The organism is Psychrobacter sp. NPDC078631, assembly GCF_050268165.1.
GTDB lineage: Bacteria > Pseudomonadota > Gammaproteobacteria > Pseudomonadales > Moraxellaceae > Psychrobacter.
In genome coordinates this window covers 1,349,044-1,365,247 of record NZ_JBNNGG010000001.1, presented here as the reverse complement: position 1 = coordinate 1,365,247, position 16,204 = coordinate 1,349,044, and the positions used below count along the sequence as shown (strand labels likewise).

General features: G+C 42.5%; 13 protein-coding genes. 1 reads left to right on the top strand and 12 read right to left on the bottom strand.

Annotation, left to right across the window (positions count from 1 at the left end; translation table 11 throughout):
* Positions 1-94 precede the first annotated feature (94 nt).
* The 6 genes from rlmKL to queC all read right to left on the bottom strand — a co-directional run bounded on the left by rlmKL (position 95) and on the right by queC (position 7,655).
* The gene (rlmKL, locus tag ACQKCP_RS05405; RefSeq protein WP_427611569.1) at positions 95-2,401 is read right to left on the bottom strand and encodes a bifunctional 23S rRNA (guanine(2069)-N(7))-methyltransferase RlmK/23S rRNA (guanine(2445)-N(2))-methyltransferase RlmL; all 2,307 of its coding nucleotides are present in this window, start codon (positions 2,399-2,401) and stop codon (positions 95-97) included.
* 150 nt (positions 2,402-2,551) lie between these two features.
* On the bottom strand, positions 2,552-3,736 hold the full coding sequence (locus ACQKCP_RS05400; protein ID WP_227526560.1) for a mechanosensitive ion channel family protein: 1,185 nt from the start codon (positions 3,734-3,736) through the stop codon (positions 2,552-2,554).
* 160 nt (positions 3,737-3,896) lie between these two features.
* Positions 3,897-5,387 (bottom strand): dihydrolipoyl dehydrogenase, encoded by a 1,491-nt coding sequence (locus ACQKCP_RS05395; protein ID WP_427611568.1) that lies wholly within the window; start codon positions 5,385-5,387, stop codon positions 3,897-3,899.
* A gap of 144 nt (positions 5,388-5,531) precedes the next feature.
* The gene (locus ACQKCP_RS05390; protein WP_160020998.1) at positions 5,532-6,029 is read right to left on the bottom strand and encodes a peroxiredoxin; all 498 of its coding nucleotides are present in this window, start codon (positions 6,027-6,029) and stop codon (positions 5,532-5,534) included.
* A gap of 175 nt (positions 6,030-6,204) precedes the next feature.
* Positions 6,205-6,534, bottom strand: a complete 330-nt coding sequence (locus ACQKCP_RS05385; protein WP_179798272.1) for a hypothetical protein — start codon at positions 6,532-6,534, stop codon at positions 6,205-6,207.
* Between the two features lie 344 nt (positions 6,535-6,878).
* On the bottom strand, positions 6,879-7,655 hold the full coding sequence (gene queC / locus ACQKCP_RS05380; protein WP_101205716.1) for a 7-cyano-7-deazaguanine synthase QueC: 777 nt from the start codon (positions 7,653-7,655) through the stop codon (positions 6,879-6,881).
* Positions 7,656-8,089: 434 nt separating this feature from the next.
* Between queC and ttcA the strand changes: the two genes are divergently transcribed.
* Entirely contained in the window at positions 8,090-9,112 is a 1,023-nt protein-coding gene (gene ttcA / locus ACQKCP_RS05375; RefSeq protein WP_427611675.1) for a tRNA 2-thiocytidine(32) synthetase TtcA, read from the top strand.
* Between the two features lie 125 nt (positions 9,113-9,237).
* On the opposite strand, the gene ACQKCP_RS05370 is transcribed toward ttcA, so the two are convergent.
* From ACQKCP_RS05370 to ccoN, 6 genes are all read right to left on the bottom strand, one after another.
* On the bottom strand, positions 9,238-9,819 hold the full coding sequence (locus ACQKCP_RS05370) for a FixH family protein (protein WP_427611567.1): 582 nt from the start codon (positions 9,817-9,819) through the stop codon (positions 9,238-9,240).
* Between the two features lie 218 nt (positions 9,820-10,037).
* Positions 10,038-11,447 carry a cytochrome c oxidase accessory protein CcoG gene (ccoG, locus tag ACQKCP_RS05365; protein ID WP_427611566.1) on the bottom strand — a complete coding sequence of 470 codons (1,410 nt, stop codon included), beginning with the start codon at positions 11,445-11,447 and terminating at the stop codon, positions 10,038-10,040.
* Between the two features lie 527 nt (positions 11,448-11,974).
* The gene (locus tag ACQKCP_RS05360; protein ID WP_427611565.1) at positions 11,975-13,123 is read right to left on the bottom strand and encodes a c-type cytochrome; all 1,149 of its coding nucleotides are present in this window, start codon (positions 13,121-13,123) and stop codon (positions 11,975-11,977) included.
* Complete coding sequence (locus ACQKCP_RS05355; protein ID WP_057760804.1) at positions 13,123-13,302, bottom strand: CcoQ/FixQ family Cbb3-type cytochrome c oxidase assembly chaperone; 180 nt, start codon at positions 13,300-13,302, stop codon at positions 13,123-13,125. Before ACQKCP_RS05355 ends, ACQKCP_RS05360 begins: the two co-directional genes overlap by 1 nt.
* Positions 13,302-13,940, bottom strand: coding sequence for a cytochrome-c oxidase, cbb3-type subunit II (gene ccoO, locus ACQKCP_RS05350; protein ID WP_427611564.1), 639 nt, complete (start codon positions 13,938-13,940; stop codon positions 13,302-13,304). The genes ACQKCP_RS05355 and ccoO overlap by 1 nt, the downstream gene beginning before the upstream one ends.
* 9 nt (positions 13,941-13,949) lie before the next feature.
* Complete coding sequence (gene ccoN / locus ACQKCP_RS05345; RefSeq protein WP_191113886.1) at positions 13,950-15,431, bottom strand: cytochrome-c oxidase, cbb3-type subunit I; 1,482 nt, start codon at positions 15,429-15,431, stop codon at positions 13,950-13,952.
* Between the last annotated feature and the right edge of the window lie 773 nt (positions 15,432-16,204).

The window sequence follows — 16,204 nt, the reverse complement described above, 5'->3', positions numbered from 1 at the left end:
AGGTACTTATGCTGTCACTATAAATCTATAGTTTTATTTATTAAAATCCTGTTTACGGACTTTAAATTCTAAACTATAAATCTAAAACTTCGAATTATAGACTTTGACGATGACGAATCTCAAAGCTTTGATGAATCGGCTTTTTGATATTGAAATCAAAGCCAATGGTTTTTTGCGTGATATCAATGATGTCATAACGCTGAGTCAACTGCTCATCTAACTCAAAACGCGTAAAGTTGTTAGAAAAGTACAAGACGCCATCAGAGGTAAGACGGTTCATTGCACGATTAATCAATGCCGCATGGTCACGTTGCACATCAAAAGTACCTTGAAACTTCTTAGAGTTTGAGAAGGTCGGTGGATCAATAAAGATAACATCGAACTGTTCGGTATTGTCTTTTATCCACTCAAAGATATCGGCAGCAACGAATTGGTACTTATTGCGGCTAACGTCCAAACCGTTCAAGACAAAGTTTTGTTTGCCCCAATCTAGATAGTTCTGTGACAAATCAACGCTAGTGACTTTTTTCGCACCAGCAAGCGCTGCATGCACACTTGCGGTACAAGTATAAGCGAACAGGTTAAGTACTGCTTTACCGCGGCTGTTGTCCTTGATACGAGCACGCATATTACGGTGATCGATAAACAGACCGGTATCTAAATAATCTGTAAAGTTGACATACAGATAGGCACCATCTTCACGCGCAATATGAAACTTGCCACGTTTTTCTGTGGTGTTCTGCTTACTGTATTGGTCGTTTCCAGACTGACGGGCACGCGTTTTGATAAAGATCTGTTCACGGTTAATATCAAAGACTTCACGGATACCCATCAATGCCAAGTTAAAGCGTTTTTTTGCGGTCTCAGGCGGGATGGTCTTTGGCGGCGCATATTCTTGCACATGTGCATAATCACCGTACAAGTCGATCGCAACTTTGAAATCAGGTAAATCAGCATCGTAAACACGAATATTGCTTACGTTGTCTTTTTTGGCCAGTTTCTTGAGCTTAGCAAGGTTCTTTTGCAGACGGTTAATGAAGTCTTGACCGTCTTCTACTTCAATCTCGCGTTTCTCAAAACGACTGACAAGGTTGCCTGTTTGCCCAGCGATAAGCGTTCCGTAGCGGAAATAGACGGTAATAGCACCGTTATGACAGCGTAAGGTTTTTGGTTCTTTAATCGGTAGAATATCTACTTGTTCAACATGAGAGGCCAATATGCCAAGCATCGGGTCAATGCCACTACCGGCAAAGCTGTCTTGCAATATCAGCCCAATCGCTTGATACAACGGCTTAATCATTTCTTCATCACCCAAACGCTCACCATATGGTGGGTTGGTAATGACCAAAGGATTGCTCAATCGACCATCATTGACTAATGGCTTGAGCACGTTACTAAGTTGGTCAAGCGCACGATGCTCGATATCGAGTAGTGGTAGTAAATCCTGTAGACCTGCGGCAATTAAGTTCTTTTCTGTGGCGAGGATCGCACCACTATCAGCATCAAAGCCCAGCATCAGCGGCAACGTATCAGGCTGCTCATTGGCAATCTCTAATGCTTCGCGGAAACGAGTTTGAGCATCATCGATCATCTCTTGCCATAGCGTCTCATCATGATGCTGCCACTGGTAAAAACCAAATTGATTAGCAGCTTTGTCGATACCCACGGCATAGTCGCAATGCATCAATAGCGCTTCAATAAGGAACGTTCCAGAACCGCACATTGGGTCGATTAACGCATTATAGAAAGGTGCATCGCCAGCTTCGTTTTTCTTGTGCCAACCAGCACTATAGAGTAGGGCAGCTGCTAAGTTTTCTTTTAATGGTGCTTCTGTCATGGCCACGCGATAACCACGGCGATGCAAACTGGTACCTGATAAATCTAAATACAGTTCAGCTTGCTTGTCATTAATGGTGGCAAAAACAGAGAAGTCTGGGTTTTTGCTGTCGACGTTAGGACGGCTGTCGTAAACTTCGTTAAAGGTATCGGCAATCGCATCTTTGATACGTAGCATGGCAAACTGCTGACTGACAGCGACACGCTTATCAACAGACAAACGAATAGCAAAGGTTTGCTCTAGGCTAAACTGCTCAGTCCAATTGACCGATTTTGCCAAGCCGTATAGCTGCTCCGCAACGTCGTATTCTGCATTGATGTTTTTACGTTTAATCAGCATCAATACTCGTGAGGCCACGCGTGACCATAGACAGATGGTATATAGCTCACGTAAGCCACCAGTGACAGCTAGACGGCCGGTACTTTTGATTTCGCTGTCAATGCCAAAACTGGTTAGCTCAGTCTGCAGTGGTGCCTCAAGCCCATCGGCACAGGTAATAATAAGATCAAGCGACAACTCTGGTGAAGCTGCTGTTAGAGATGCGGGCGCGGTTTGTTCGGTCATACGGGTACCTGTGGGCTAAATTGACAAAAAAGCAAATAATAAGATAATCGGTGTAACCGGCAATTTTACCATAATTCACAGTAGGATGGTTCAAAGTAGCCGTGTTTAAGATTTTAAGATGTGATAGCTAAATACGTGACAATAAATTCTCTACTCACCTTTCGTCAGTGGTAATTCCTCTGGGACGATTTGAGTGGTGGTTGCAAAGGGCTTGGTCGCAATAGGGTAGTCAACATCTTTTGGCATCAGCAAGCGCATATGCGGATAGGGCGTAGAAATATTAGCCGCATCAAACGCAATTTTAATCTCTTCTTGTAGCACTTCTTTAATTTTGGGGATGCGGGCAACGGCGGCTGGTTTAACCCAGAATCTCACAATAAAAAACACCCCGTACTCACCAATTTCTGCCACGGTCGCTGAGGTTTCAGGACGATTAAGCACCGCATCGGTATCGCTGAGAACTTGCAAGATTTCCTTGCGAGCCGTTTCTATATCATCTTCGAACGCGATACGTACGCGAATATCAAAACGGATAAAGTTTTTGGAAGTCAGGTTGATGACTTCTGAGGAGGCAACGTTAGAGTTTGGAATAATAACAGTGATATTGTCTCGGGTAAGGATATGAGTGGTGCGCAACGCGATAAGTACCACGCGTCCTTCATTATCATTGATATGAATCCAGTCACCGACTTGAAAAGACTGCTCAAGCAGAATGGTGATACCAGCGATAAAATTAGCAAGGGTAGACTGAGCGGCGAAACCAACCGCCAAACCAACAATACCTAAACCCGCCACTAACGATACAATGTCGAAGCCAAATTGCGCCATGACGCTGGCAAGCCCGAGTACCAATAGTAGTACAGATAAAATATTTTTGAGAAGCTGTTCTATGGAAGCATTGAGACCATAATGCTGTAGGACTCTGTGAATGATTTGTCCTGATGATGCCCAAAGTACGTAATAGATGCCTGCCCAAGTGCTTGCCTTTGCGGTGGCTTTGATGGTTTCTGGTTCAAAGTTTATCTGACTCATAATCGCTATCAGACTGGCGACAATCCAGACATAGCGCAAAACTGAACGGACAATCTTGGTGCGGCGCTCATTTAATCGAATTTTGGCACGGCTTTGCCTAAGGATATAATTGGCCAACCAATAAAAAAATCCCAATACCGCAAGCAGGATTAGGATTTTGATGCCAGTGCTAGCCAGTTCTACTGCTTGAGAGGACCAATTAAGTGACTCTTCATCGATAGAGCCGCCAAGAGCAAGATATAGGCTAGTATGTAAGTCGCGAACGATCTCTTTAAAAAAGTCGGTAACACTAGCGATTGGCATTTTTTCGTCCATGCAGGATGTGTTTGTACAAAAAATTATAAACGAATATCTATTTATAAATTACCTCAAGTCGTCAAGGCAATCAAATAAAGGAACAGTTAAGACTAGTTACTATTAATTTAAAGGCATTGCTGACTTGAGGACTTAGCTAAATGGTCGATTAAGAATTATCCTTTTGGGTATCTAGAGACTGGAAAGGTATTTCCATTTTATATTGAACATCACGTAGCGCCGTACGTAGTCCCTCTAGTATCGTCGGATGATAAAAAGGGGTGTCGAGCATGTCTTTAATGCTCAAATCATTGGTAATCGCTGTAGCAAGTATATGACCGATATATTCAGCATCAGGGCCGACCATACTAGCGCCCAAAATTCTGTCTGTCTTTTTACAGCCATAGATATGTAGTAAGCCGCAGTTGACACCCATTACACGGCTACGTCCTTGATTATCAAAACTCACACTACCGATAACAAATTCGAGTTCTGAATCTTTTTGAATCTCTGGTAGCGACATACCCACATTGACGATTTGCGGTGAGCAAAATACGATAGAAAAAGGAGTCGCAGGTGGGCGAATATAGGCCGCTTCTGTGTTTTCGCAGACCATGCTGCCCGCACTATAGCCTTCATCGCTGGCCACATGCAGTAATGGAATATTAGCATTGGCATCACCAACGATATAGACGTTTAAGTCGCCAATCTGACCTGTTTTTTTACTTAAATCTTTTGGACGGTTCTTATCGTCTAGCTCAACGCCCAAGTTTTCGATACCCAGCTGCTTAATATTGTTGCGACGACCAGTAGCAACTAAGACGTAATCGCCTTGCCATTGCTGAGACTCACCAGCACTATCTTCATACTCGATAAATGCACTTTTATTACCTTCATCTGCTTTTGTGCCTACATCGGTAATTTCACTGCCTAGATGCATGGTTAATTCATGACTTAAGCAATCCATGGCCTTGTTATTAATATCATCATCTTTTAGACCAGCCACTTGTTTGGCATGGTTTAGCAGCGTGACTTCTACACCTAAACGTGTAAACGCTTGTGCAAGCTCTAGACCGATGGCACCAGCACCGACGACAGCCATCGTTTTTGGCAAATCTTCAAGCTCAAAGACACTATCAGAAGTGAGCATGGTATCACCAAGCTTATCCGCCCACCCATCAGGAATAAACGGCGAGCTACCGGTGGCGACAATAATTTGCTCAGCAGCAATCAGCTCATCATTGACCTCGATTAGCCCTTGCTCATTAATAAGAGCACGACCGTCGATTTTCTTATGATCAGGCCAGCTGTCCACTTGCTTTTTAATGTAGCTGGCAAAATGACTGCGCTCGTCACGCACACGCTCCATGACTCGTTTGCCATCGATTTGCGCGGTTGCATGAATACCAAACTCAGCAGAATGGTTGGCATCATGTGCGCGATCAGCAGCTGCAATTAGCAGCTTACTAGGCATACAGCCGACCGCAATACAGGTCGTGGTCCAAAATCCTTCATTTATAATAACTACGTCATCTTTGATTTTACTCGCTTGGCGAAAAGCGTTTTGACCTGCGGTACCCGCGCCAATAATAGCGACAGATACTTTGCGCGTGACTTCTTTCGGCGTATCGTCAGTAGTCGTGTCAGATTGTTTATTCATATTATTCTCTAATAGGGGCAAAGTTATATTCAGTAATAGACTGAATGCTTGGCTTATATTTTTTATTCGGTTTTTATCGTTCTTATGATCAATACAGATTTAACTATAACGTCAATAACACTGACTTAATTACAGAACCAGTGATTACGGCGCCAATATAGTCAGCAAGCGACTGGTATAGTCTTTGGCACGTAGGTTACGCTGTGCATGAGTCAGCTCACTGTTTTTATTGAATACAAATGCCGAACGTACAAGGCCTAGCGTAACTTTGCCGTACATATTTTTTTCTTTGATAACATCAAAATACTGGCATAGCTTTTCATCAGCGTCACTGATGAGTGGAATCTGTAAGTCATATTTGTCGATAAATTTTTCATGAGATTCAACACTGTCACGAGAGACGCCGATGATGTCGTAGCCCAATTCATCGAAGTCATGAAGGTGCGAAGTAAACTCTGTTGCCTGTGTGGTGCAGCCTGGCGTATTATCTTTAGGATAAAAATAAAGAATAAGGCCTTTATCGGTATTAGCGACCATCTCTTTTAGATTGATTTCATCATGGATGAAATTGCCAGCAAGCTTGCGTACTATGGTTACTGGAAAATCAGGTAGGTGAATGGTTTCTGTTGTTGGCTTGGCCATTGTAAAATCCTTATTAGTTTTAGTTATGTGTATTGGCTTAATGATGGTTCTATTTATCGTGTTCTTATTATAGGCAGATTAGTAGAAATAAATAATCAGTTTTACACTTTGCCCATTCATTGGCAACAAAAAAGACTGGCAATGGCCAGTCTTTTATATATCAAACGATTAGAGGTTACGCAGGTTTTTGTGGCTTCTTCAAATCTAAGCCAACGGTGCACTGCTGCAAATCTTTTTGCATCGCTTTCACATATGGCAGATTAGAAGGGTCTTTCTTGTCTTGTGCGTAGCTTTCAATTTCCCACATTTGACCGATAGTCATGTTGCTGCGCACACCAATAGTACAGTTACATAGTTTGGTTGCGTTGCTTTTGTCAGCGACCTTGTATTTGACTGCGCCATTGACACATGAATTGATATTATCTTGCTTAATGTCAGCAGCGTTAGCTTGTGGCAAGGCAAACAGGGCCGCTAAGGCTAGGGGTAGTACTGGCAAAAACTTCATAAATTTCCTCTTACGGGTAGCGTCAATTTTTTATCTTTTGCTCAATGCAAAGTCAACTCATCAATATATGAGTGACCGATATCGTCATGTACATCTTTCGATAAATATAATCGTTCATACGATAGCAAGTATGTCGATTAGAATACAAGAACGACGTGCTGTGTTAATGCAAGCGAATGTTGCGCGAATGTTGATGGGTATCATCATGCCACGCAGCGTTTAGCGTTAATACATAGTCGGTCTTATATGATTTGGGTATAAGATAGGCGAGTAGACGTAATACAAGTAGTAGACTAAGCGCGCCTTGTACCGTACCCAACTTATATAGGACTGACTAAAATTAATTAAGACTGATAATGAGTAGGGTCGGTGACGCCAGCTTGGGCGAAGCCCTGACGACGCAATGCGCAGCTATCACAAACACCGCAAGCAAGACCATTGGCATCTGCGCGATAACAAGAAATCGTCTGTCCGTAATCGACACCTAATGACAGACCGAGCTCAATAGTTTGGGCTTTTGATAATTGCTGTAATGGCGTTTGAATCGATAAGCGATGACCAGTAACGCCTGCTTTTGTCGCGAGATTGGCCATATGTTCAAAGGCAGCTATATACTCTGGGCGACAATCAGGGTAGCCCGAGTAGTCAACTGAGCTGACACCGATGACAATATGATTTGCATCAGCGACTTCGGCGACTGCTAACGCGTACGATAAGAAGATAGTGTTGCGTGCAGGCACATAGGTATTTGGGATAGCGTCGTTATCGATTTCGTCGCGCTTTTTGCTAGGGAATTTGTCCGAATCACCGTCTGGCACGATCATGCTGTGATCTGTTAATGATGAACCACCCAGTTGTGCGATATCAATATCAATGATTCTATGATTGACACCTGCTGTCTCAGCGATAGTTTTTGCGGCGACAAGTTCACTATTATGACGCTGACCATAGTTAAAGCTGACTGCTGTCACTGATGCATAGCGCGCTTTTGCCCAATATAAGCAAGTCACCGAATCGAGACCGCCTGATAAAAGGACAACCGCATTTTGGCTTTTGGTAAGAGCAGCTAAATCAGCATCTGATACTTGATTGGGGGTGTTTTGCAAAGTAACGTTAGTCATAGTGATATCTATTATTGGTTTACGAAAACGGCTATTTTAGCAAAAATACGTCTACTACAGAACCACGAAGCGACCAATCACCCGTCACTAAGCTGCCAAAGCAAATTTAAACAGCATCGTAATAAAATAAAGTCGGTATTACTGTCATCTTTTCAATCTGTTAGCAATATTTGTTATAATCGCAGCTTTTAAAGTATCAGTCACATGACATCGGTGATAATGCTTTAAAAGCTTTATCGCAAATCGCTTTATAGTAAAATCACCCTTATAAAGATATTGAGTAACTTATGACCGCAGCAACCTTATTTACGCCAAATATTCCTTCTCAAGCTGATGATGTATCTGATGCAATGAGCTTTGATAGTCAGGCTTTAGACACCGATACTGATAGTAGAGAGTACGATGACGTCTCTGAAGATGGCAGTGATGAGGACATGATTGACGAGCAGTTTGCCGATGCACAAGCACCTACCGAGTCAGCGTACTTTCGTAAACTACAAAAGAAGCTGCGTCGCCAAGTTTCTTGGGCAATCCGTGATTTCAACATGATTGAAGATGGCGATGTGGTGATGGTCTGTGTTTCGGGTGGTAAAGACAGCTATACCTTACTTGATATTTTATTGCTGCTAAAACGCATTGCACCGATTCATTTTGACATCGTTGCGGTCAATCTCGACCAAAAGCAGCCAGGCTATCCGGAAGACATTTTACCTGCGTATCTAAACGAGCAGGGCATTGCTCACTATATTTTAGAAAAAGACACATATAGCATCGTCAAAAGCGTAGTACCAGAAGGAAAAACCTATTGCTCGGCCTGTTCGCGTCTGCGCCGCGGCTCATTATATGGCTTTGCTAAACAAATTGGCGCGACTAAGGTTGCCCTTGGCCATCACCGTGACGATATGTTGGCGACCTTCTTTTTGAACTTATTTCATGGTGGTGCACTCAAATCCATGCCGCCCAAACTGCTGAGTGATGACAAGCAAAATATGCTGATTCGCCCATTGGCCTATGTCGAAGAGAAAGACATCATTGAATATGCCAAATTAAAGGAGTTCCCAATCATTCCTTGTAACCTGTGTGGCAGCCAGACCAATCTACAACGTGCCATCATCAACGATATGCTGCGTGAATGGGATGATGCTCACCCGCAGCGTTTGGCTTCGATCTTTAAGGCAATGCAAAACGTTGCGCCATCACAGTTAGCTGATCGTGAGCTTTTTGACTTTGAAACACTCAGTCTTGACCGTGATAATGATGAGCGTTTATTTGAAGGTGACAATATTCAAGCTGGGCAGACAGATAGTTTGGCTGAGATTGGTTTACCTGTATCACCAAGGACGCAAACGTTCAATCCTAAGTTCGCTAGCGATAAGCCTTATTCAACAGAAACGGAAAAAGCTGCACAAAATGAGCGTAAAGCACATAAAATCCCAACGATTAACCCAGTGATTTAGTAGTTGCTAAATTAGTACGAGATTAAATAGTACCTATTAATTAGTAGAATATTAAATAGCTAAAAAAAACCAGCCAATCTCTGATGAGTGGCTGATTTTTTTATGTCTGGATGCTACTAACAGTATTAACTTTTAGCAAAAACGGGTAGCGGGTCAAAACTAACCTTCGAACGAGGCAATTTTGCGACATCTTGCATACGCCAATCATCTTTACTGTCATTGCTAACCTGAAGGTAATACTTGGCTTTTACAGGATCGATATCGACTTGTGCACTGTATTTATTGCCTTCAACATGCTTAAGGACAACATCGCGGTCTTTTTTGATATCCGTTGCATGAGAAATGGAAAGCTCCAACGTATCAGGATAGGTAAGTGGTGTACCGTTTAGCAGCTTGCCTGACTGGACGCTTTGCTCAGGGTAGTTGAGATAAAACACAATATCGCCATTTTCTGCAAACTGCATTTGTCCATGTAAGTCTAAGTCATACGTGAGCTTATCACGAGACACATCGTGATAGAGCGTTTTGCCATCCATATACCAGTCGTCACGTACCACGCTATCACGGATCTGGTAAGAGTAATAAACAAACCAAATACAAGCGATCACGACCGCAGCAGGCATGCCAATCACAAAGATAACGACCATGTAATTTTTATACCATGGCTGCTTATCTTGATGTTTAAAGTTCGGTGCTGGAGTAGACATAAAATACCTATGCATCAGATACGCATTCAATAGATAGCTGTTCATTAGACATCTACAAATGGTATCAACGGATAATTTGGCGGCTAAGTGCTGCCAGTTTAATGGTAAAACATTTATTTGATAGCCTTTAGCTAGCACAATTAATTATTTAACTACTTGCACTAGCTACAGACTACCGAATGACATACATGAAACTAAATAACGGGTGTATTAATCATTTACTGACCTTGGGTCGTAAAGATATTTTCCTTACTTACCTTGTACTTACCGTTTTCGCTGCTCACATTTAGCGTGACAGGCGTTTGGCCAAACTCTATTACATCAGGATCACCATAAATGCTGACTGGCATATCAAAGCTTTCGCCAGCTTCTAATGGTACATCGTTAAAGCGCAGCTCTAAGCTCAGCCCTTTTTGCGGTGCTAGTGTTATCGTGTAGGTATGAGCGTCCTGCGTCTTATTGGTTAGCTTAACGATATAGCTGTTTTCGATCATGCCTTGATTGTTGATAGACGACAACTGATTACGGTCACGGCGAATATCAATCTCTAAGGGCACGCGATCGGTTAACGCATATATAACGCCGCCACATAGTACGGCTAATAATGTCAAATAAGCAAATAATCGTGGGCGTAGTACGCGGCTTGGCTCTTTTTCTGCTAGCTGTCGTTCGGTAGTATAACGAATCAGGCCACGCGGATAGCCGACCTTGTCCATCACTTCGTTACAGGCATCAATACAAGCTGCACACTGGATACAGGCAACTTGTAAACCATCACGAATATCGATACCAGTAGGGCAGACCTGCACGCACATCGTACATTCAACGCAGTCGCCTAAGTGCTCTGGATTTGTGCCTTTTTTACGGGCACCGCGCGGCTCACCACGCTCATAATCATAAGATACGATCAATGTGTCTTTATCAAACATCACACTCTGAAAGCGGCCATAAGGACAAATCTGTACACACATTTGCTCACGCATATAGCCTGCATTGGCATAAGTAGCAAAGGTAAAGATAAACATTGAGACCCATACCCATGTTGGCCAGTCAGGGAATGGAATTACTCCTATTGACTGCCAACTGTGATATAGAGAATCTGTACCTGCTACATAACTAACAAAGGTCGCTGCTGTAATCACAGAAAGCAAAAACCAAATTGAATAAACAACCGTACGCTTGAATACCTTGCTCGCACTTAACGGTGCTTTATCAAACTTGATACGCTTATTACGATCGCCAATCACCCATTTTTCAACATATTGATATAGATGCGTCCATATCGTTTGAGGACAGGCGTAACCGCACCAAACGCGTCCAGCATATACCGTCACCATAAACAGCGTAAACGCGGCAATAATGGCAAATGCAGCAATAAAATAAAAATCTTGCGTCAAAAACGTCATGCCAAAAATATAGTAATGCTGCGATGGCACATCAAACCATATTGCTTGTCTATCATTATAGCGCAGCCATGGCAAAAGTAAAAAAGCCGCCAAAAGAGCATACATCGTAATGACACGAATGTTTTGATAAAAACCTGTGACAAACCTCGGGTGCACACGATGCTTAGTTGCATCAAGATCGACTTGTTGTACAGGAATTTTATTGGATTGTTGTGCTGACATAAACGTGCCTCTTTAAAAAAAGAATCAGTCTGCTGGCATGATGAACAAACACCTCTAGCGTCGAGGTATATGAGTGTATGATGTTATCAATGTCAGTAAATAGCGGATAGAAAATCCGATAGAAAACCTTCTAATCTGCTTACCAAATGATCGATTGTAAATATAGTCGGTTCAACATAATCTTGATACAAGTAAAGGGACGCGAAAGTACTACAAATAGTAGACTAAACGAGCCTGTATCTAATTTATGTGAAGTTGACTATCGTGTTATATGATTGAGTCAGAGCGATATAAAGCCATGACCAATAGACTATTTTAAAAAATAGCTATTCTAACATTCTCCCTACTAATAATGGGGTGATAATCATAAAAAGCAACGAATATATGAGAACGTTTTCTAGTATTTATAGGCGCTCATCACTGTCATTTTTAAATGAAAATCAATATCACTATACGCAAAAGGGAGAACTGCAATAACAGTTCTCCCTTCATTAAATCTCGTCCATATTCAGTACAGTAACAACGTCTTAGTTAGCAGTTGCTTCTTCAGTTGCTACAGGCTGAGTAGCTACAGCAGTAACTGGTGCTGATTCAGGTGATTTGCCTGTTTTATCTGATAGTGAGTAGATATAAGCAGCAAGTAGCATGATACGCTCATTACCTAGCTTAGTTTCCCACTGAGGCATAACGCCAGCACGGCCATAACGTAATGTATTACGTACAGTCTCACGCTCACCGCCATATAACCAGATATTGTCAGTCAAGTTCGGTGCACCTGCTGAAATCATACCTTTACCGCTTTCAGAGTGACATAGTGCACACTGTTGCTTAAAGATAGCTTCGCCTTGATTAACCAAGGTTTGATCAAGTTCACCGTTACTCTTACTACCGTTGTTTGGAGATAGTGACAATACATACTCAGAAGCTGCACGTACACCGTCTTCGCCGATCTGATCGCGCCAAGCAGGCATACCGCCGATACGACCATTGTGTAGCGTAGTCAAAATATTGCTAGCTTCGCCGCCGTATAACCAATCATTATCCGTTAGGTTAGGGTAACCTGTCGCACCTTTAGCGTTAGAGCCATGACATACAGAACAGTTCTGTAGGAACAAACGGCTACCAACTTTTAAAGCATTTGGATTTTCAGACAGTTTTTCGACATAAGGAGCAAGTTCTGCAACTTTTTCGTCAATTTTAGTCTGTAGATCTGCTGGTGGGTTTTCGCTACGACGCATGGTCGCTTGTAACTCGTTTAGCGTACCAAGTGTCGCAGTCGCGCCTGCAGCGTCTGCTTTTACCAAAATGCTTTTTTCAAAGTTATCAGTAAATACTTTGTTGTTACTTTCAAGCTCACTGAACAACTCGTTTTTAGAGGTCCACGGTACAGTTTCACCGTCAACTTCTACGGTGGCGATACCTTTCCAATGTGCTGGGAACATAGCTGGAAAGAATACCCAGTACGCCACACCCCAAACGATTGAACCAAAAAATATCACCAACCACCATTTAGGAAGTGCTTTGTCGTATTCTCGGATACCATCATATTCATGACCAGTGGTACCGTCTTCCTCAACGTCTGGTTTGTATTTTAGTACAAACAGCAGAACGCCAAGAATAAAAAGCCAGCAACCGAAACTGATTAGCGTGATCCAAGAACTCCAAAAAAATGTCATCATTTATCCTTATTGCGCTGCTCTTCAGACAGAGATTTTATATCCTCGTCATCAAGCGCAAGTTGTGCATCTTCTTCGAAGCGTTTTTTGTTTTTTGGCGAATACGCCCACCATGCAACGCCTACGAAGGCAATAAAGGCAGAAACGGTCGCAATTGTTTGTAATTCACCAATACCCATTAGCGCTGTCCTTCCATTGCGGTACCTAACTGTTGTAGATAAGCAACCAAAGCGTCAAGCTCAGTAGCGCCAAGCACTGCATCTGGAGCGCCTTCAATGTCTTCTTCAGTATAAGGAACACCGAAGCGATCGCGGAATAGACGCATTTTAGCTTGAATATTTTCGCCATCTACTTCATTTTCAGCGAGCCAAGGGAAACCTGGCATAACTGACTCAGGCACTAGCGAACGTGGATTGATCAAATGTTGCTTTTGCCAATCTTCAGAATAACGGCCACCAACACGTGCTAAATCTGGTCCAGTACGTTTCGATCCCCATAAGAATGGATGATCCCACGTCGACTCAGCGGCACGTGAATATGGTCCATAACGTTCAACTTCTGCACGTAATGGGCGAACCATTTGAGTATGACAAACGTGACATCCTTCACGGATATAAATATCACGACCTTCAAATTCAAGCGCTGTCCAAGGTTCCATAGCAGGAAGGGGCTTGTTCAAGCCGCCTTCTTCAGGACCCTTGTTGTCATAGATCAATGGCACGATTTCAACTAGCGTTGCAAAACTAATAGCAATCACGATACCAATGACTAACAAGCCTGTATTTTTTTCAATAATTTCATGCGGTGTACCAGCCATGATCGCTCCTTATACGTTAGCTGTCGAAGGTTTTTCGACACTAGGTTCATGATCCGTTGGATCAGCGACATCTACAGGCTTACCTTCTGGCATTTTGAGTGTTTTATAGCAGTTATAAGCCATTACAAACATACCCGATACATATAAGAAGCCACCAAATGCACGGCCAATATATGGGAAATGCGAGAATTCAACAGTATCAACGAAGCTATATACCAAAGTACCGTCTGGGTTAGTAGCAAGCCACATCATGCCTTGGCCAATACCTGAGATCCACATAGACACGATATAGAAAATCGTTCCTGCAGTCGCAAGCCAAAAATGCGTGGTGATTAAGCTGATAGAGTACATCTTCGGTTTGTTATAAATACGTGGTAACAGTACATATAGCGAACCAATGGTAATCATACCAACCCAGCCAAGCGCACCTGAGTGTACATGACCAATTGTCCAATCAGTGTTGTGCGATAGCGCATTCACTGTCTTGATAGACATCATTGGACCTTCGAACGTCGACATCGCGTAGAACGACAATGCAACAATCATAAAGCGGATGATCGGATCGGTACGTAGCTTATCCCAACTACCTGATAGCGTTAGTACACCGTTAATCATACCACCCCAAGATGGTGCGAATAGGATGATTGAGAAGACCATAGCAAGAGACTGCGTCCAATCAGGAAGCGCTGAATAATGCAAATGGTGACCACCAGCCCACATATATGAAGCAATCAATGCCCAAAAGTGAACGATAGACAAACGATAAGAATAGATAGGACGGCCAATCTGTACAGGAACGAAATAATACATCATTCCAAGGAAGGCTGCCGTTAAGTAAAAACCTACCGCGTTATGTCCGTACCACCACTGCACCATCGCATCAGTTGCACCGCCAAATAGCGAGTAAGATTTGAACGCACTAACAGGAATCGCCATGCTGTTTACGATGTGTAGTAGTGCAATCGTAATGATGAAAGCGGCAAAGAACCAGTTAGCCACATAAATATGTGAGGTTTTACGTTTGATGAGTGTACCAAAAAATACGATGGCATAAGAAATCCATACCAAGGCAATTAAGATATCAATAGGCCACTCAAGCTCAGCGTATTCTTTACTGGTAGTCAAACCTAGAGGAAGCGTGATGATGGCAGCAACAATAACTGCCTGCCAACCCCAAAAGGTGAACCAAGCTAAGTACGGCGCAAATAAGCGCGTTTTACAGGTACGCTGAACGATGTAGTAAGACGTTGCGAACAGGGCAGAACCACCGAACGCAAAAATCACCGCATTGGTATGCAGTGGTCTTAAATGACTAAAGGTCAGCCATGGAATGTCAAAGTTGAGTGCTGGCCATGCTAACTGTGAAGCAATGAACACACCAAGACTCATGCCGACGATGCCCCAAACGACAGCCATGATCGTAAAAAATCTTACGACAGTAATTTCATACTCACGGTCAACTGGGGCGACTGCTGTGTTTTGTAAACTCATTGGATGATTCCTTTACAGCCCGAATTATCAACAGAATTAACCAACAATCTATGCTGTCTGCACTATAAATACTCTCAAATTCATATTTATACTGGTGCCAACACATGTTGTTTTTTGACTTATTTAACGCCACGACGTCATTAACTATCGATTCAGGCCCTTGCTGTCTATCAGTTAATACTAATAAATAGAAATAGGCACTTCATGCACCTTACTCAAGGTCAATCGATAGTAGGATTGTTAATAGATCATCAGGGTAAATAAGAAGACGCGCCGTTTTGAGCATCAAACATCTCATAAGGCTAAATATGTATCTTAATTATTACGAAAAAATCTGTACTAATGAAGATAGATACCCATATCTATAGGGCTATTAAAACGCATTGACCATAGATGTATGCTAGCGGCGGCTGACAAAAAACACGATTATGTAATTTTTGGTTAAAACTCCCGACTCTGTTTAAGGGTATTGTAACGCAATCCTAATTAAATATCATCAGAACTATGCGCCAAAATACAAACTCTTTGGTATAAATGTTAGCGAGCAACTTATTATTGCTGTGCTACTCCTCTATTTTATACACAATTTTGTCACTATTCTAGATGCTCATTTTGATTGAATAGGGGAAGTGCTCGCTAGACATAAGCGTAGGCTTGCAAAGAAGTTTTGTAACAATAACATTGCTGAGCCGATAAATAGGTTTTACTTCTTATCAAGTCGCCCTTTATAATGAGGCTGAACGTCATTAATGGCTATGTATTGCATAGGTCTA